Origin of the sequence: Hydrogenispora ethanolica, from assembly GCF_004340685.1 — a bacterium.
Classification (GTDB): domain Bacteria; phylum Bacillota; class UBA4882; order UBA8346; family UBA8346; genus Hydrogenispora; species Hydrogenispora ethanolica.
The window spans coordinates 14,874-33,843 of record NZ_SLUN01000050.1; the positions used below are offsets into that span (position 1 = coordinate 14,874).

The window sequence follows — 18,970 nt, forward strand, 5'->3', positions numbered from 1 at the left end:
TTTGATCAGTCTTTCCTGCCAAAGAGCTTCCCATATTCCGAGGGAGTCATGCCGACGGCGTTTTTAAATACTTGCCCAAAATAACTGGGATTGAAATATCCCACCCGATTACCCACGGTATAAACATTATGTCCTGGCTCGCGCAGCAATTCCTTGGCCTTTTCAATCCGGATCGCGACCAGGTAATCATTGAAATTCTCCCCGGTCTGCTGTTTAAAGAGTTGGCAAAGGTAGCTTTTATTCATATGAAAGCGCTCGGCCACCGAGTTCAGGGAAATGTCGGCGGCGTAGTTTTGCTTGATATAATCGATAATCCGGCGGATCAGCGGGCTGCAGGATTCTTTTCGGACTGTGGCGAGCGCTTCGATCTCCAAGAGGATCGTCCGGAAGATCTGCAATAGCCCGTGATAATGATGGGTTGTCTCAAGATTCTTGAAGTAGGTAAACTTCTTTTTATTGACTTCCTCCGAATCAAGCTTCAATTCATTCAATTTATGAATCAAGTAATAACAGACTTCCGAAAAGAATTTTTTCAAGGTATAAGGGTCAATATATTTGCCGGCCGCGAGCGCCCCTTCCGGGATCGCCGCCACTTGCGCATAGAGAGCGTTAAAATCCAGTTTTTCAATGGCCGGGTTCAGTTTTTTCTGATCAAACTCAACTAAGGAAACACAGTTTGGCAGATCAGCGCTCTTTAGCACTTTGTTGTATTCCCCATAAAAACAGAACCGGCTCAGTTCCAAAAGTCGCTGGAAGTTCGGATGGATATTTTGGAAACCGGCAAAGGGTTCGCCGGCGATCACCCATAGGTTTAAACCATAGTCCTGTTGCAGCTGGGCGATGATTTTCCGGCCGAAATGGTCCGGGGAATTGGAAACCGATTGGAGAATCAGGACGTAACTTTGTTCATCATATAAAAAAGGACAGGCGGCCAAAGCAGATCCAAAGACCGCTTTTAAATCGGTTTCGATCCCGCAATACTCCATCGTGTCAATGTTCCGGTCAAAGAGGAGATAGAAGAGGAGCAGGTTCGATTCATCGAAATCAAGCGCATGGCGTTTTAGGTTTTCCTGAATGGTGGCCGGATCCAGGTGACCGTTGGAGACCAGGTTCTTCAGGAAAATATGGCGCAGATGCTCAAACCGGACTTCGGAAGGTACAGTTTCCTGCCCGGACCGGCCTTCCGAAGCGGCAATTTTTTGCCTGGCCTTTTCCAGGAGATTTAATAATTCCTTATACTCCATCTTCGGTTTTAAGAGATAATCCAACGCGCCCAGCGTCAAGGTTTCCCGGACGTAATCAAAATCATTGTAGCTGCTTAAAATGATCACCTGAATGGCTGGGAATCTTGCTTTGATGATCCGGGTCAGTTCAATGCCGTCCATGACCGGCATCCGGATATCGGTGACCACGATATCCGGATGATTCTCTTCGATCAACCGCAAAGCCTCGCTGCCGTTCGACGCTTCCCCGATAATTCGGAACCCGTATTCCGACCAGTCGGTCATATGAATAAAGCCTTGACGAAGCAGCTTTTCATCATCTACGATAATAATTTTACACATGCCGCCCAATCCTCGCTGAAATATTTCCAATTTCTTAATGTAAATCCAGAATCAGCTCTTGTCCGATTTCGGCAGCATCAACACTACCGATGTGCCGACCCCGACCTCACTCTCGATCGCCAGGCCAAATTGCGAGCCGAAATATAGTTTGAGCCGTTCATCGACATTTTTAAGGCCGATGCCGCTGAACCGGTTGGAGATATGATGTTTGCCGCTGAAAATATTGGCGATGGTCTCCCGGTCCATCCCAATCCCGTCGTCGAGGACTTCGATTTTCAACGCTGAATCGTTTTCCGTACAATAGATATAAATGCGGCCCGGTTTGTTTTTGGGCTCGATCCCATGAAAAACGGCGTTTTCGATAATCGGCTGGAGCAACAATTTGGGAATTTTATACTGGCTCAAGTCTTGCGGAACCTTGAACAACAGTTGGATCTCACAATGTAAGCGGATATTTTGAATGTACATATAGCTACGGATATTGTTCAGCTCATCTTCGAGGCGGATCAACTCGTCGTCCTTCCCGCCGATCGTCTGCTCCAACAGGTTGACCAGAGCGTTAATCGTCGGTTCAATCAATTCGACCTGGCCGGTCCAGACCAGGCATTTGATGGAGTTCAACGTGTTATATAAAAAATGGGGATTGATCTGGGCTTGCAACGCTTGCAACTCCACTTTTCGTTTTTCTTCCTGTTCTTTGACCAGGTTATTGATGGTTTTTTCCAGTTCCCCAACGATATGATCGTACTCCTTGCTTACAATATCCATCTCATCCATGAAGCTGGATTTGGCGGCGGCCGCTTCGCTCCGGTGACGGTTTTTAATCCTGGCGCTCAAGTTGATTAAAGGCATGGCGATTTTCCGGGATATGAATAAAGCCGCGGCCAGAGCCAGCAGGATGCTGCCTAAGGATAATAGCAGAATTTTTAATCCGAGAGCATAGATATCCTTGGAGAAGGCCGTCAAGGGGATGATATTGATGATATACCAGTCGGTGCCGGCGACTTGTTTATAGTTGAAGATGTATTTTCCATGATGGAGCGCAATGATTTGACGATTTTGGGATTTGTTCCGGACCAGTTTCAAAAGTTGTCGGCGTTCGGAGCTGATTTCTCCCACCTTCTCCCGTTTGGCGTGAGAGATAATCCGGCCCCGGGAATCGATGATCATCATTTGATTGCCGTTGTTCAAGGAGTCCTGGTAAATATCGTAGAGGTTGGATTCGGCTATGCTTAACAGCAGGATTCCGTAATGATTTTTGGAGTAGCCGTTTTGCAACGGTTTGATTGCGGTAAAGTATTTGTCGTCATCGCCTTTTAAAAAGCTGGGACGGGTGGACAGCCACAGGATCCGTTCCGGATCTTGCAACATTTGAGGATACCAGCCGTGCCGGGCGATGTTGACGGGTGTAATTCGGCTGATTCCATCGGGGATGGCATAGATATCCCCATTGGCGCCGATCAATATCATTTGATATTTCATCCAACCCAGGGCATAGGAGTAGTTTTGTATTTTGGCCTGAATTTTTTGGCTATTCTTGAGCCGCAGGTAAGGATCGGCCTGCCGTTTATTGAGATCCGTTTCCAAGTCGCTATTCTGATTGCAGACATTGACCACGGCGATGACTTGGTCTAGTAGAAAACCGATATTCTTTGCGACCTGATTGATCGTATTAGAATTTAACAGGCTGATCTGTTGACTGATAATCTGTTCGGAGGCCTTAAATGAAAAAAAACCGATCAAGGTAACCGGGAGGATAATCACTAGCAGGTAAGAAAGAAGAATTTTGCTGAAAATACTTTTTTTATTGAGCAGAAAATGTTTCAGTTTTACGGCTTTCATTCGCTATTCTCCGGACAGTTGTATGCAAAATTTGGACGGGGGTACGGCGGGTGACGGGTGATCCAAATATTTTGAGAGATCAACTTAATTTTTTAAGAATAATGTTATGATTTTGCAACAAATATTTCGAGATAAAAGCCAAATATCCTTTCTTTTCAAATGGATGTTATCCATGTAAAAATATTATTAAGGAGTTTTGCGAAAAACAAGGGAGGTTCGAGAAGCGTGAAAAGAATTTTAATCGGTTTGACCTGTCTCGTCATACTGGTGGGCATGGCGGTCGGATTCAACGCGCCGGCTGAGTCGAAAGGACCGGCGGTTAAGTTGAGTTTCTGGGTTCCGGGCGAAAGTAACAACTGGGTGGAATATTGGAGAGGCGCGGTGAAAGAGTTCGAGGCCGCCAATCCCGATATTCAAGTGGAACTCACGGTGACTCCCTCGAATGGCCAGGACATCGAGACCAAGTTAAACGCCGCCAAATTAAGCGGTACGTACCCGGATGTCTTCGCCGCCTATCTGATGTTTATCGGCAGCCGGGGCGCGCGGAACGAATTTGCCGGATTGGAAGGCTATGTAAAGAAATGGGATGGGAAAAACGATCTGTTTGATAGTGTTTACGAGATGGGAAAATATAAAGGGAAACTGATCGGATTGGGTTTTTGCCCATCGCCGACGATGTTGGTTTACCGGAAGGATTATTTCCAGGAGGCCGGGCTCGACCCGAACAAACCGCCGACGACTTGGGAAGAGTTGGCCAATTACGCGGTGAAGCTCACCAAGAAAGATGAGAACGGCAATGTCATCCGGGCCGGCTTTGATCTCCCGATGGTCGACGCCTTTACCTTCCCGGAACAGTTTATGCGCCAGAACGGCTCCGTGGTCATTGACGAGAAGCGGCAGAAACCACGATTCAATGACCGGGCCGCGGCGGAGGCCATTCAATTCCTGGCCGATCTGTACGCCAAGAAAGTGAGCATTCCGTTTGACTTCCAAAAAGGGGACACTTTCCCCTTCATGAGTAGCAGAGCGGCGATGTCATTTTTGACACCCAATCAGATCGCCAAATTTATGGAGTCCAATCCGGCTCTCAAGGATAAGATGGCGATCGCCCCGGTCCTGAAGCGAAAGGTAAAGAAGGCTTTTGCCGGCTACCGTTTGTTCGTGATCGGCAAGGAAAGCAAACATAAGAATGAGGCATGGAAATTGATTCAATTCTTCATGAGCAAGGAACAGATGAAAAAACGGATGATCGATCTCGCAACGCCGGTGGTCCGTAAGTCAATGACGCAAGACTTCATCAAGCTCGACCCGGCCAACAAAACTGTTTTGGAATATGTTGAGTTCGGTAAAGGAAAAGCAGTCGTGCCATGGATATCCTTGTACATCAAATATGCTGAGCAGGCTTATGAAGTGGCTTTAAACCGGAAGATGACCGCCCAGCAGGCTTTGAACGAAGCCCAAAAAGCCCTGGAAGACGAGTTGAAGAAGTTTAACCTGCAATAAACCGAAATAAATCAGGCTAAAGGCGGCCCAAAGAGCCGCCTTTAGCATACGGACCGCCTTGGCTGTATGGATCGTTTAAAGCCATCAAGGAAATGCTTGGGAAAAGGTGATGAATTTGCGTAGCAAATTGGTTGATAACAGATCCGGATATTTTTTGATACTACCCTTTTATCTCTTTTTTACGGTATTCGTGATCATTCCGATCATCGTCAATATTGGGTTGAGTTTCACCAATTACAACCTGGACCAGATGTCTTTTATCGGCGTCAAAAACTATCTCAATCTCATGACCGACAGGTTCTTCTGGGTTTCGCTCAAGAATACTGCCATTTATACCTTTTTCACCTTGATCTTCACGATGACGCTGGGATTACTGCTGGCAATCGTCTTGAACCGCAAACTGACGGGTTTGAAGTTCTTCCGGACCAGCTTTTATCTGCCGAATGTCACCTCGATGGTGGCGGTGTCCATGGTCTGGCTGTGGCTGTATGAACCATCCCACGGCATCGTCAACCAAGCCTTGGGATGGTTCGGAATCGGGGGCCGCCAATGGCTGTTTGACGTCAATACGGCCCTGGGGAGCATTATTGTGATGAGTATCTGGAAGTATACCGGCTACTATATGGTGGTCTTTCTAGCCGGGTTACAGGGGATCCCGGGCTATCTTTATGAGGCGGTCACGGTGGACGGGGCCAACGGGTTCCAAAAGTTTATCCATATCACCCTGCCGATGTTGACTCCGGTCACTTTTTTTCTCCTGGTTACCGGGATCATCAATAATTTCAATGTTTTCGAGCAAGTCAACGTCATGACTGGCGGCGGACCCATGAATGCGACGACCACGATAGTGCATCAAATTTACAGCCGGGCCTTTTTCGATTTCTTAATGGGTTACGCGGCTTCGTTATCGGTAGTGCTCTTATTGATCGTGCTGGTTTTGACGACACTCAATTTTAAATATAGCAACCAGGGCGCCGATCTGGACATAGGGTGAGGGTGACGGACAATGAATGAACAAAGCTTAAACCGGTTGATCTCCATTATCATGCTGGTTTTATCCCTGATAATTCTGGTTCCTTTTCTAATCATGCTGGTGACTTCATTCAAGACCATGGGTGAAGTTTTAGCCCCGAACTTCACTTTCATTCCCAAGCAATGGGCCTTCTTCAACTATATCGAGGCCATGACCACCGGCAACTGGGGCAGATACTTCTTTAACTCCTTTTTCATCACTGCAGTGGCCGTGGTCGTGAGCCTGATCATCAATTCCGTCGCCGGGTTCGCCTTTGCCAGACTCGAATTCAAAGGGCGGGATCTCCTATTCTTCATCAGCTTGATTGGGCTGATGGTGCCACAGCAAGTCACGATGATTCCGGTTTTTCTGATTCTGAAACATGTACCGCTGGCGGGGGGAAACGATCTGTTCGGCCAAGGAGGCATGGGTTGGGTTGATTCGTATATGGGGCTGATCATTCCTTATATCGCCGGCTCTTTCGGGGTGTTTTTATTCCGCCAGTTTTACCTGAACTTTCCCAAGTCGCTGGATGATGCGGCCCGCATCGACGGCTTAACCAGTTTAAAAACTTATTTATACATTTATCTGCCGCTCAGTAAGCCGGTATTGGCGACTTTAATTGTGCTGAAAACCACTTCCACTTGGAATGAATACACTTGGCCCCTGATCATCACGGTCAGCGATAAGATGAAAACGGTCCAGCTGGCCCTGACTTTGTTCCGGGATGAGACCAACGTCCAGTGGACCTTGATGATGGCGGCCACTACGTTGATCGTGCTACCATTGTTAATCATCTTCCTGACGCTTCAGAAATACTTTGTCGAGGGGATTGTGACCACCGGGATTAAGGGTTAAAAGGAGAGGAAGCCATGAATAAACCGAATATTATCTTTTTCTTTACCGACCAGCAACGTTGGGATACTTGCGGTTGTTACGGCCAACCGCTTCCGGTGACCCCCAACCTTGATCAAATGGCCGGGGACGGCGTTATCTTTATGAATGCTTTTACTTGTCAACCAGTATGCGGGCCGGCCCGATCCTGCCTTCAAACCGGGAAGTATGCCACGGAGACCGGATGCTTTCGGAACGATATCGGATTGCCGCTGGGCGAGAAGACCATTGCTCATCACCTCTCCGAGCAGGGCTATAAGGTTGGGTATATTGGCAAATGGCACCTTGCTTCCAATAATTCGGATTCTTCCGGCGAAGATCGGCCGCAAAATGGCATTGTTTACGATTTCAAGACGAAGCCGGTTCCATTAACTCACCGCGGGGGCTGGAACGATGAATGGATCGCCTCGGATGTGTTGGAGTTTACTTCTCATGCCTATGACGGGCATATGTTTGATAAAGACAACCGGGTCAAAGAGTTTCCTCCCGGCCGTTACCGCGCCGATGTCCAGACCGATTGGGTTCTTGACGTCTTGGAGCGCTGGGGCAAGGAAGATCAGCCCTTCATGCTGTTTCTGTCGTATATTGAACCGCATCATCAAAATGACCACCATCGTTATGAGGGACCGCACGGATCCAAGGAGAAGTTCAAGAACTTCATTCCACCCGGCGATCTTGCCGGCGCCGAAGGAGACTGGCCGGAGAATTATCCTGACTACCTTGGCTGCATTCACAGCCTGGATGATAATTTGAGGCGAATTCGAGAAAAGCTCAATCAGCTCGGGATTGAAGATAATACGGTGATTATTTTTACCAGTGATCACGGTTCGCATTTTCGAACCAGAAACCGTGGCTTGCAAGGGGCTCACTATGATGATTATAAACGTTCCTGCCACGACGGCTGCATCCGGATACCCCTGATCATCCGGGGCCCCGGTTTCGAAGGAGGCAAGGTGATAAAAGATCTAGTAAGCCTGATCGATCTGCCGTCAACCTTACTGGCTTGCGCTGGAATCAGCAAGCCTGAATCTATGCATGGCCGACCCCTCCAAGATCTGGTATCGGGAACGGCAACAGATTGGCCGGAGGAAGTCTTTCTACAGATCAGTGAATCCTGGGTGGCCAGGGCCATCCGTACCAAGCGTTGGAAATACTGCGTTTACGCGCCGGAGAAAAATGCCTGGACTGAAAGTTGCAGCGATGTTTATGTCGATCAATACTTATATGATCTTGAAAATGACCCCTATGAGCAAAATAATCTGATGGGAAACCCTGATTATCAAGTGATCCGGGACAACCTGGCTGAAATCTTGAAGCGCCGGATGGCCGAGGCCGGGGAGAATACGCCGGAGCTGATAAGTGTCATGAAAGGTTGAATCCGATCGGGGAATTGATCAAACACAACCGAATCTATAATTTGCGAGAAGATTACCGGCAGGAACGGCCAGTCCAAGATCCTGTCCTGGAACAAAAACTGGTCGCGGCGTTAATGAATGAACTGGTGCGACACGATGCTCCGGAGGAGCAGTTCATAAGGTTGGGACTTTCAACGGATGTTTTGGGATGAAACCAACTCAAACGGCTCTTGCCGGAGTTCATTTTGGTTATCAACATCTCCGGCGACGACTGCCATCGATCATTTTAAGTTTATCAATAATTGAAAAAACTCGCGATTAAATTCCGCGGGTTTTTCGTTTTTTGGCTTTTAAAAATGCGAAGGGCGGGACGTTAAAAATTTAGGCAGGAAATCTCCTTAATATTATCGAAACACTCTCTTAATCTAAGGATAAACTTCCAAACGGAGGAAAATCCGCCCTGGAAGTTAAAAAATCAGTTGTATCAATTTTTTATATGTTTTACAAATCCCAATATACAAAATTTTTTAAGGAGGAAAGAGATTGAAACAGGCAAAGAGAATTATTTCGTTCCTTATGGTTGCCGTGATGGTGATGGCGTTTTCACTATCCATGACAGTCATGGCGGCCGACAGCTCTACGGACGTCGTGGGAATCGTCGCCGAGGTGCAAAAATACGGCAACCTGACGATGGATATCAAACCGAAAGCCCTTTATGATGCGGGTTATAAGTTAGGGGATATCCTCAAAGTTACAGCGGGGGTCAATGTACTTAAAATACCCTTCTGTACCTCGTATAGCGATGTCGACACCGGAAGCCTGGTAGTCCGCGATGACAGGGCCAATAATTTACTCATTGTCGCCATCAACATGGGTAACTTTTCCACCCAATATAATGTCAAAGTAGGCGATAAGGTAACATTCTCGTTGGCGGAAAAGGAAGGTTATCTTTCGGAGTATCAGCTCCGTCAGTTGAAACGCACCAATGTCCGCTCTGATTATGCAACGGATTCAATATTTGCCAATTTCCGCAGCATTGCAACGACCGGAATTAAACCCGCTGTGTTATACCGGAGCAGCAGCCCGGTAAATAATGAATTGGGCCGCGCGGCCTATGCCAATGCGCTGGCCAAGGCGGTCGGAATCGGGACCGTCCTCAATTTGGCGGATTCCGACGAAGAAATTAAAGGGTATTTCGAATCCAAGGATTTTGCTTCCGACTATTACAAGTCGCTTTATGATGCGGGCAAAGTGAAAGCTTTGAATATGGACGTAAATCTTGCCGGGAAGGACTTCGGGAAGAAATTGGCCGAGGGTCTCCGTTTCTTGAGCAAAAATAACGGACCTTATCTCATCCACTGCACCGAGGGGAAAGACCGGGCCGGTTTTGTCAGCGCCGTCTTGGAGTCCCTGATGGGAGCCAAGCTTGACGAAGTGGTCGCCGATTATATGACGACCTACGAGAACTACTACGGAGTCAAAAAAGAGAGCGAGCAGTATACCTCCATTGCAAACAGCAATATCGTGACTTCACTGACCACAGTGGTTTGCGGCTATCCGAAGGGAACCGACATTTCCAAGGTCAATCTGGCGGCGGCGAGTGAGAAATATCTCAAAAAATGCGGGATGACCTCCAATGAGATTGCCGCGCTGAAGAAAAAGCTTTCAGCGGATTCCGTTTATAAAACGCCAAAAGTCTCAGGCAAGGTCAAAGAGATCGAAAAATACGGTCATGCCTTAACGGAGATTTCGATTGAAGATTTCTACAAGTTAGGCTTTAAAGCCGGCGATATGGTAACAGCGATCTTTGATAACGGTTTTGTGCTTGAGGCGCCATTTCTGGACGGTTACTATGTCGATCCCGGTAAACCCCTGGTCCGCGCCTATCCGGGACAAACCAATATCGCGGTGTGTATCAATTATGGAAAACTGAATGAGATCGCTCACGTCAAAGTGGGTGATCGAGTTACGATTATGCTGACCGGCCGCGCAGGATACCTCACCCAGTACGAGATTCGTAAGTTAAAGCGCACCAATAACCGTGCCGATTATCCTTCCGATGAGGTCTTCGCCAATTTCCGCAATATTACAGTGGGCAAGATTGCGGGAGGCGTGCTTTACCGTAGTTCGAGCCCGATCAATAACGAACTGGGCCGCGCTTCCTATGCGGATCATCTCATGAAGGAAGCAAAAGTAAATACAGTTATCAATCTCGCCGATTCCCCCGAGAATATCAAGACTTATCTTGCGGCTAAGGATTTTGCATCCCCGTACTATGCGGAGCTTTTTAAGAATGATCGGGTATTATGTTTGAATATGGGGCTTGCCTATACCAGCCCGGAGTTTAAGGCGGGTATCATTAAAGCGCTGGTGTTCATGGCGGAGAATCAAGGGCCTTATCTCTTCCATTGCACCGAAGGGAAGGATCGCGCCGGCTTTTTTGCGGCATTGCTTGAATCGTTAATGGGCGCCTCGCAGAATGAGATCGTGGAAGATTATCTGCAAAGTTATATTAATTATTATGGCGTTCAAAAAGGCACCGACAAGTACAGCGTGATTTCGGGCGATGTCCTTGTGATGCTTAAGTTTATCGCGGGAACCGCTGATCTCGATAAAGTGGATCTGGCGACAGCCGCCCAGAAATATCTTCTGTCAGGCGGTATGACGGCGAAACAGATTGAGGCATTAAAAACGAATCTTTCGACGAAACACTGATAACTGGCGAGAAGCAATAGTATGGTTTGAAAGCCGCCGCAACCTAAAGACAAACCCGCCGAGCGGGTTTGTCTTTAGGTTGGCTGGAAAACCACGTTTGTTTTTTTAAGCTCACAACCCCTACACTCCTAATATATTTAGTTGCTATGATATAAAATCATACCGGCAGGTTTAACACACCGGTGTGATTTTATATTAAGTCATCGCACTTGTAACTGGAAAGAGACTCATAGGATCACCTCGGATTTTGGGTCTTGGACCATATAATTGAATCGAAAACAACGGAGCTGGCCATTTTCGTAACGGCTGTCTCAACGATGATTCGTTGGCCACCCTGAGATTTCATGGGATAATCCGGTTCGCGGACGCGGCTCAAGGGCTCATTTATCACACGAATCTTTATTTTAACAAAGATTCGTCTTGACAAATCAGCGTAATCCCATTAATATAAATATATCATAGTAAGTAGATAGGAATTTATAAATTTAGATTGAATGCGATGACGATATGGGGTCTTTTGATCTCATTACCACATCGGGTTCGAATCATTTTAGTTGACCAGAAAACTGGAGACTAAGCGGATGCCTGTGAAAAGCGAGAACCACAGGTATGATGGCTTAGTCTTTTTTATTCGGGGAAACCGATATCTGGAGAATGAAAGGAGAATCATCATGACGACGCAAGCCGCTGCCAAAGAAATCCTTTACACTATCTGCCCGGTGGGGAATGCCAGTTACATCGCAGCGCATCAGGGCTGGCTCGCGGCGGGCCTGGCCGGAATGGGAGTCACCGCCACCCGGCTTCAGACCCTGCCCCAAGAACGCTGGGCCGCTCACTTTACCTATCGGGAACCGGCCCTGTTCCGGGAGGGCGGAAATATCCCTCCCACCTGGGCCAAGACGAATGGCGCCGAACCGGTGTTGCTCGGTTTGACCTTCCTGGACTGGAAGCAGTACATCCTGGTGCGAGTGGATTCGCCCATTCAAGCGGTGGAAGAGTTGCGCGGAAAACGATTGGGTATCCCGGTAAACCCGGGCTATCCGCCGATTGACTTCTGGAAAGCCACTGCGGAGCGGGGCTTCGAAACCGCTCTGGCGGCGCGAGGTGTCACCGGGGCCGAGGTTCGTTTCCTGGAATTAGCCGACGACTACCGCGCCAGGCGGACCAAAACCTGGAGCCGGCCGGGCGAACGGGAGAGTGAGGCCTTGCTCAACGGGGAAGTGGATGCGATCTTTTACACCGGCACCTGGGTCCAGACCTTGCTGGAGACCGGCAAAGTCCGCGCCATCTTCGAAATCAGCGCCAATCCCGAGTTGATCTGGCCGCTCAGCAACGATAACCCGATCATCCTCACGGTAAGCCGGCCGCTGGCCGAGGAGGCGCCGGAGATCGTGGTCGAATACGTTAAGCAGGTATTACGGGCCGCAGAATGGGCCAAAACCAACCGCGGCGCGGTAGAGCGAATCTTCGCCGAGCAGACCTTCGGTACGCCGGCGCAAGTCGCCGCCGCCCGGCCCGCCGACTTTCATCAGAAACTGACACCGGAACTTTCAAAACGGGGCTTTTTGGCGCTTGAAAGCCAGCAGCGGTTTTTATACGACCACGGTTATATCACTCAAACCTTTGCCGTCGAAAAATGGGCGGATGATCGCTTCCTGAAAGAAGCCCGCCAGGCGCTGGACAGCATTCTGGAATCGGCGATCTAGATGCAACGACATTAATCCTTAGTGTATATGATTTGCGAAAATAACGAACGCTTGACCGTTTTTTCGCAAATCCTTTGATTCAAATAATGTCGTTGTATATAGGATATTCGGCGATGGATTCATGAGGAGGGGATGTCATGACTACGAAAGGAAAGCCGGGACCGCGCGAAATTCTTTATAGCATTTGTCCGGTGGGGAATGCCAGTTATATTGCAGCCAGCAAGGGTTGGCTGGTTGAAGGCCTGGCGGCGGCCGGGGCGGCAGCAGTAAAATTGCAGACGCTGCCGCAAGACCGTTGGAAAGTTCATTTTACTTATGAAGATCCGGCTTTGTTCCGGGAGGGCGGCAACATCCCGCCCATCTGGGCCAAATCGCGCGGCGCAGAACCGGTGCTGCTGGGATGGACCTTTTTGACCTGGAAGCAGTCCATTCTGGTCCGGGCGGACTCACCGCTGCAATCGGTGGAGCAATTGCGCCATAAAAGGCTGGGCGTGACCCGCAGCGCCAATGCATTGATTGACTTCTGGAAAGCCACCATTGAGCGGGGGTTTGAGACCGCTTTAATGGCCCGGGGCTTAATCCCCGCCGAGGTGGACTTCATCGAAATCCTGGTCGAACAAGGCAGGGGTCATCGCGAAACCTTTGCCCTGGAGGCATTGAAAAGCGGCCGGGTGGACGCGGTTTATTACGGTGGCACTTGGGTGCAGTCGTTGCTGGACAGCGGCAGAGTCCGGTCTGTTTTTGAGTTCAGCGCCGATCCTTCCCTCATCTGGCCGATCAGCAACGAGAATCCCATCGTCCTCACGGTCAGCCGGAAATTGGCCGAGGAAGCGCCGGAGGTGGTGGTCGCCTACCTCAAACAGATCGTCAAGGCGGCGGAATGGGCTAGGACCAACCGGGCCGAGGTGGAGACCATCTTTGCTGAACAAACTTCCGGAACCCCCGCCCAAGTGGCGGCGGCGCGTCCAGCCGACTTTCACTTGCATTTGGCGCCGCAGACATCCGGGCAGGGACTGCTGGCTTTAGAGAGCCAGAAACGCTTCTTGCTGGATCATGGGTATATTGAGCGCGATTTCGCCCTCGAAAAATGGCTGGACTCCAGCTTCCTGAATACTGCTATCGATGAGCTGCAGCGTGCTCAGACAACTGCGGTCTGAACCCGGCTCGATCCTCAACATTGGAAAGGAGAATTTACATCATGAAAGAGTTGAAAACGGTGTTATTCCAGAGGTTGCTTTTTTTCGCAGCGGTTCTGTTGTTTATTTCGGCCGCCGGCTTGAGTTACGGTGAGGAAAAGCTGGCCGTCTTCAAGGCGGGTGCCCAGGACTGGCAATATGTGGCCAGGGAGAAAGGCTGGCTCGATCAAGCCTTTGCCAAAATCGGCACCAAATTCGAGATCACCGAGTATGGCGTGGGCAACGAAGGGATTCTCTTCGAACGCGGCGATCTGCATATCGCGCAACGGATGTTATACCCCGCCATCCTCGCCAAGAGCGCCGGATTTGACATCGTGGTGGTGCAGGCCTCGAAACATCCGGAACCCAAGATTGCCAGCATTGTCGTTCCGGCGGATTCGCCGATCAAGACTTTTGATGATCTCAAAGGGAAGAAGGTGGCCGCCTGGCGATTGGGCTGCCCCTACATGGTGCTCTTCGAACAGCTTGAGCAGCACAATTGGGATCTCTCCGATATCAAGTTTGTGAATATTCCGGCTACCGAATATAAGACGGTACTGCTCTCCAAAGAAGTGGATGCCATCGCCGTCCATCCGCATATTGAGGCCGCTCCGCTGATTCTGCAGGGCCTGGCCCGAGAGATCGCTTATCCGGCCAAGGATTCTAATTATGTGAACGGAGGCGGGATCACCGTCGCTTTCACCCTGCGCTCAGTCGCTGAGAAATACCCGGATGTGCTCAAACTCTACATCAAAATTCAGGACCAGACCCGCAAATGGATCCTGAAGAATCAGGACGAAGCCGCGCGGATCGTCGAGAAGAACCGCCGCGTCCCGGCGGCCATCTCCAAATTTGCCTGGGAACGTTCCAGTGCCACTTGGGGCAATGAGCTATCCTATCAAAAGTTGGTGACTGAGAGCGAACGGACTCAGGATTGGCTCATCAAACATCAAGATATTCCTGCCAATAAACGGGTGGATCTCAAGGAATTGTTCGCCAAGAAATATTTCAAGTGATGGCGGTGCGGAGCCGGCGGAGTCATGAATGGAGGTCAATTCCATATGAGTATGGAGATCAATCAGAAACAATCGTTTCTACAGGGATATTTGGCTAAGTTTCCGGAGTTTCCCCGGCTGAGGGAATGGGCGACGCGTTCTGCGTCGTTCATCATTCCGGTGCTGCTGATCGTCACGTGGCAAATCTGCTCGTGGATCGGACTGTTTCATCCCGCGGCCTTGCCGTCGCCCGCCAGGGTGTGGAGCGCATTGCTCGGTTTGCTGGCCGACGGCACGCTCCTGAGCGACCTCGACACCTCGGCGTTGCGGGTGTTGAACGGGTTTCTATGGGGCGTGCTCATCGGGCTGGCGATCGGCATCTTGAGCGGCCTATCCCGCTTCGTGGAGCGATTGGTCAGTCCGGTGGTTGACGCGTTTCGTCAGATACCGGTCTTCGCCTGGATCCCACTGATCATTCTATGGTTCGGCATTGGTGAACTGTCCAAAGGAGTGATCATCGCCAAGTCGGTCTTTGTGCCGGTCTTCGTCAACACTTTGCAAGGCATCCGCGGCGTGCCCCAGGAGTATGTGGAAGTGGCCCGCGTCCTGGAGTTGAACCGCTGGAAATTTCTGCATAAAGTAGTCATCCCCTCGGCCTTGCCCTCGATCTTCACCGGGATCCGCCTGGGCGCCGGGTTCGCCTGGATGGCGGTGGTCGCCGCGGAGATGCTGGGCGGCCTGAGCGGCATCGGTTATGCGCTGATGCGTTCGAAAGAGTTCTTTCAAACCGACGGGCTGATTGCCCTGATGGCGGTCATCGGACTCGTCGGCCTGGTGGTGGACCGTTCGCTGAAATGGCTGGAGACATCCACGTTGCGGTGGCGCAAGGGCTTTGCGGGGAATGGGAAATAAATCGATGAGCTTGCCCCGTCCCCAATCGGCGGGAACATCAATGAAAAAAGAGGTCGTTTACAAATGGTTCAGCTGGATAATTCGGCGATGGTTTCCATCGAAAATGTCTCCAAGACTTTTCATTCCCGCACCAAAGATGTTCTGGCGTTGCAAAAGGTCTCGCTGAACGTCCGGAAAGGCGAATTCCTGGCGATTCTGGGTCCCAGCGGCTGCGGCAAGACCACTCTGTTGCGGATGATCGCCGGTTTGGAGACGGACTATGAGGGAAATATTACGGTAGAGGGAGAACGGATCGTCGGTCCCAGTCTGGGACGAGGGATGGCTTTTCAAGAACACCGGCTGCTGCCATGGCTCACGATAAAAGAAAATGTCGCCCTGGGGCTGGAGGGCAGCGAAGCCGGTATTGCAGGTAAGGTCCAACGTTATCTGGAGAAGGTTGGCTTGGAAGGCTTCGGCCATGTTTACCCCAGCCAGCTTTCGGGGGGAATGGCCCAACGGGCGGCCATCGCCCGGGCACTGGTGAACCAGCCGAAAGTTCTGTTGCTGGATGAGCCGTTCGGCGCTTTGGACGCCATTACCCGGGTCCGCATGCAAGCGGAGATCGAGCGGATTTGGCTGGCCGAAAGAACGACGATGATTTTGATCACCCATGATATCGACGAAGCGGTGTATCTCGGGGACCGGGTGGCGGTCATGACCGGACGGCCCGGCGAGATCAAGGCGCTTTTCAATATCGCGCTGGAACGGCCGCGGGATCGGAATACCGCGGACTATGTATCCATCCGGAAGCAGGTACATAATGCGCTTGAGGAGAGCATGGGCACGTTTTCAATATAAAACCGTTCATAAGAAATGCTCGGAAAAACCAAAGGAAGCTGAAAAGCAAGTGGGGTTTTAAACATGGAATCTTCGGAAATTGTCAATGTCACCCGGTTGATTCCGGGTATTCTTTTACCTTGGCTGCATCAGACGGAACGTCAGGTCCTTGATGAAATCGCCCGCAATCAGGCCGGGGGTAGTTTTGTCCGGCTTTCGGACGGCATGACCCACTATGAGGATTCGGGCGCACCGGATGATCCGCCGGTCATCCTGGTTCATGGTTATTCGGTGCCCTATTATATGTGGGATCGGGTAGTGACGCCGTTGAATCGGGGCGGCTTCCGGGTGATCCGCTACGACCTTTATGGCCGCGGGTTTTCGGACCGTCCGAAACTCCGTTATGATCGCGCCTTGTTTCTACGGCAGCTCCGGGAATTGCTTGCGGAGCTTTCGCTCAAGCCTCCGGTTCATCTGGTGGGAACCTCGATGGGAGGAGCGATCGTGGCCGCTTTCGCGGCCGACTTTCCGGAACTGGTGGCGAAGATAGTACTGCTCGACCCCCTATGGGAGCCGCTTCCCATCGGCCCGCTCGCCATTCCGGGGATCGGCGAATGCGTCGCCGCCGGTTTTTATGTGCCGGCTACTCCCAAAAAGCAGTATCAGGATTTTTACCGGCCCGAACTATTTTTCCCCGAATGGGAGCTTAAGTTCAGAGAGCAGATGCGGTATAAAGGCTTCAGCCACGCTTTGTTATCCACCGCCCGCCACTTTCTCAGCCGCGACCCGAAAGCTGATTTTCAAAAAATGGCGAGCCATCACCAGCGGGTGTTGCAGATCTGGGGCAGCGAAGACCGCACCCTGCGTAAAGAAGGCGCCCATAAGCTCCAAGCACTTTTGGGATCGGAATTAAGTTGGATTGAAGCCGCCGGACACCTGCCCCATTATGAAAAACCGGAGATCGTCAATCAAGCGCTGCTGCGATTCCTCACGGATTCGGATCCTATCGGAAAGGCTCGACATCGCTCCCTGAGCTCAAGGTCGAATTTCTTTTCATCCAACGTACGGAAGGGAAAACACCTCAGTCCGTGATTTCCAAATCAAAGCCCAATATGAAACCCAAGTACACGGGGGAATGGCATTGATTCAGTTGCAAGACATCCGAAAAACTTTTGCCACCAAGGACAGCCGGTTGGAAGCGTTGCGCGGCGTAAGCTTACATATTGACAACGGCGAGAGCTTTGGCATCATCGGTTACAGCGGAGCCGGCAACCGTAAATTGAAACTGGCGCCAAGTCCGAGGCGGGGGATCCGGCACTGCTCGTAAGCGCCTAAAGTATTGACAATAACCACGTTGTTATTGACGGACCAAGAAAAACTGCAAGCCATCAAAGCTGAATTTGCAACGAGTAAGTCGATCGGAGAGAACCGGCAAAACCGTAGTCAGTGTTTCGGGTGATTTTTGGAAGAGAATCACTTCTTTCAGTAACTCAATAAGCATGTTCAGTAACTGAATGAACATCTTCAGTAACTAAATGAGCGTGTTCAGTAACTGAATGGACATCTTCAGTAACTAAATGAACATCTTCAGTAACTAAATGAACATCTTCAGTAACTAAATGAGCGTGTTCAGTAACTAAATGAACGTGTTCAGTAACTAAATGAACGTGTTCAGTAACTGAATGGACATCTTCAGTAACTAAATGAACATGTTCAGTAACTGAATGAACATGTTCGGTAACTGAATGAACATCTTTAGTAACTGAATAAGCATCTTCAGTAACTGAATGAACATCTTCAGTTACTGAAGAACTATGTTCAGAAACCGCCCGCATGGCGAATTCGAAGCGTTTACGTCAAGCCTTCCGCAATCCCTGCGATTTTTGTGGCAGAATCTGTCCGGTGGGGGAAGACCGTGAATTTTTTCAAAGTACCAACCCCCGAAAATACCTTGACGAGCGGGAGATTTTGGCCAAAAATCCCCATAAGGAGGAATACCGGGACTGGTTGCACATTCGTAAATACGGAGGATATCCTTTGGCAGAGGAGCAAGGGGAAGAGTGAGAGCCGGCAGAGGTGGCTCTATCGGATAAATTTTTTATGATTTTTAAAAGGGAGTGTCGCAAAACTACCAAAGAGGTAATAAACGACACTTCCTTTTTAATGAAAAGTCACAAAACCAGCAAATGAAGTAAACCAAAAATTACCTTATCTCAGTAAGAGTTAATTTTAGGCATACTCAAATAAGCCTTGAATATTAGACTTTTTCGTGCAAGGAATTAAGCTGTTTTCAATTGATGAAGCGGGTGCCCAAGTCGTTCACCCTGGATTTTGGCATGCAATTTATTCACATTGTAGCCGAGACAGAGCAGGATAAACTCATTTTTTACGTTCACTTTTCCTCGGGTTAAGAATCGATTGAAATTGTAGTCATCTTTCAGAACTCCGAAAGCTCCTTCAACTTGGATCGAACGGTTGAC

17 protein-coding genes are annotated in these 18,970 nt (G+C 49.8%); 13 read left to right on the plus strand and 4 right to left on the minus strand.

All coding sequences use genetic code 11. The annotated features are described in order from the left end of the window. Positions 1 to 5 precede the first annotated feature (5 nt). Positions 6 to 1,565 (minus strand): response regulator transcription factor, encoded by a 1,560-nt coding sequence (locus EDC14_RS24415; protein WP_132017393.1) that lies wholly within the window; start codon positions 1,563 to 1,565, stop codon positions 6 to 8. 51 nt (positions 1,566 to 1,616) lie between these two features. Beyond that, a complete protein-coding gene (locus EDC14_RS24420) occupies positions 1,617 to 3,407 on the minus strand; it encodes a sensor histidine kinase (protein ID WP_132017395.1) in 1,791 nt (596 codons plus the stop codon). Positions 3,408 to 3,632: 225 nt separating this feature from the next. Between EDC14_RS24420 and EDC14_RS24425 the strand changes: the two genes are divergently transcribed. From EDC14_RS24425 to EDC14_RS24480, 12 genes are all read left to right on the plus strand, one after another. After that, complete coding sequence (locus tag EDC14_RS24425) at positions 3,633 to 4,910, plus strand: ABC transporter substrate-binding protein (RefSeq protein ID WP_165908293.1); 1,278 nt, start codon at positions 3,633 to 3,635, stop codon at positions 4,908 to 4,910. Between the two features lie 154 nt (positions 4,911 to 5,064). Further along, entirely contained in the window at positions 5,065 to 5,904 is an 840-nt protein-coding gene (locus EDC14_RS24430; RefSeq protein ID WP_243663108.1) for a carbohydrate ABC transporter permease, read from the plus strand. Positions 5,905 to 5,916: 12 nt separating this feature from the next. Beyond that, the gene (locus tag EDC14_RS24435; protein ID WP_132017401.1) at positions 5,917 to 6,780 is read left to right on the plus strand and encodes a carbohydrate ABC transporter permease; all 864 of its coding nucleotides are present in this window, start codon (positions 5,917 to 5,919) and stop codon (positions 6,778 to 6,780) included. 14 nt (positions 6,781 to 6,794) lie between these two features. After that, positions 6,795 to 8,192 carry a sulfatase family protein gene (locus EDC14_RS24440; protein WP_132017403.1) on the plus strand — a complete coding sequence of 466 codons (1,398 nt, stop codon included), beginning with the start codon at positions 6,795 to 6,797 and terminating at the stop codon, positions 8,190 to 8,192. Between the two features lie 522 nt (positions 8,193 to 8,714). Next, positions 8,715 to 10,886: a tyrosine-protein phosphatase gene (locus EDC14_RS24445; RefSeq protein WP_132017405.1), complete on the plus strand. Its 2,172-nt coding sequence runs from the start codon at positions 8,715 to 8,717 to the stop codon at positions 10,884 to 10,886. Between the two features lie 671 nt (positions 10,887 to 11,557). Then, positions 11,558 to 12,592 (plus strand): ABC transporter substrate-binding protein, encoded by a 1,035-nt coding sequence (locus EDC14_RS24450; protein WP_132017407.1) that lies wholly within the window; start codon positions 11,558 to 11,560, stop codon positions 12,590 to 12,592. 137 nt (positions 12,593 to 12,729) lie between these two features. After that, positions 12,730 to 13,749 carry an ABC transporter substrate-binding protein gene (locus EDC14_RS24455; protein WP_132017409.1) on the plus strand — a complete coding sequence of 340 codons (1,020 nt, stop codon included), beginning with the start codon at positions 12,730 to 12,732 and terminating at the stop codon, positions 13,747 to 13,749. 41 nt (positions 13,750 to 13,790) lie between these two features. Then, positions 13,791 to 14,783, plus strand: coding sequence for an ABC transporter substrate-binding protein (locus EDC14_RS24460; RefSeq protein WP_132017412.1), 993 nt, complete (start codon positions 13,791 to 13,793; stop codon positions 14,781 to 14,783). 45 nt (positions 14,784 to 14,828) lie between these two features. Continuing rightward, on the plus strand, positions 14,829 to 15,674 hold the full coding sequence (locus EDC14_RS24465) for an ABC transporter permease (RefSeq protein ID WP_132017414.1): 846 nt from the start codon (positions 14,829 to 14,831) through the stop codon (positions 15,672 to 15,674). A 63-nt stretch (positions 15,675 to 15,737) separates the two neighbouring features. Next, on the plus strand, positions 15,738 to 16,511 hold the full coding sequence (locus tag EDC14_RS24470) for an ABC transporter ATP-binding protein (RefSeq protein WP_132017416.1): 774 nt from the start codon (positions 15,738 to 15,740) through the stop codon (positions 16,509 to 16,511). Positions 16,512 to 16,574: 63 nt separating this feature from the next. After that, positions 16,575 to 17,582, plus strand: coding sequence for an alpha/beta fold hydrolase (locus tag EDC14_RS24475; RefSeq protein ID WP_132017418.1), 1,008 nt, complete (start codon positions 16,575 to 16,577; stop codon positions 17,580 to 17,582). Between the two features lie 49 nt (positions 17,583 to 17,631). Continuing rightward, positions 17,632 to 17,817, plus strand: a complete 186-nt coding sequence (locus EDC14_RS24480; RefSeq protein ID WP_132017420.1) for a hypothetical protein — start codon at positions 17,632 to 17,634, stop codon at positions 17,815 to 17,817. Positions 17,818 to 17,980: 163 nt separating this feature from the next. On the opposite strand, the gene EDC14_RS24485 is transcribed toward EDC14_RS24480, so the two are convergent. After that, complete coding sequence (locus tag EDC14_RS24485) at positions 17,981 to 18,325, minus strand: hypothetical protein (RefSeq protein ID WP_132017422.1); 345 nt, start codon at positions 18,323 to 18,325, stop codon at positions 17,981 to 17,983. Here EDC14_RS24485 and EDC14_RS24490 point away from each other — a divergent pair. Beyond that, positions 18,324 to 18,554 (plus strand): hypothetical protein, encoded by a 231-nt coding sequence (locus EDC14_RS24490; protein ID WP_132017424.1) that lies wholly within the window; start codon positions 18,324 to 18,326, stop codon positions 18,552 to 18,554. The two genes, EDC14_RS24485 and EDC14_RS24490, sit on opposite strands and share 2 nt — an antisense overlap. A 215-nt stretch (positions 18,555 to 18,769) precedes the next feature. On the opposite strand, the gene EDC14_RS24495 is transcribed toward EDC14_RS24490, so the two are convergent. Beyond that, positions 18,770 to 18,970: transposase (locus EDC14_RS24495; RefSeq protein WP_207930788.1), on the minus strand; the 201-nt coding region annotated here is incomplete at its 5' end.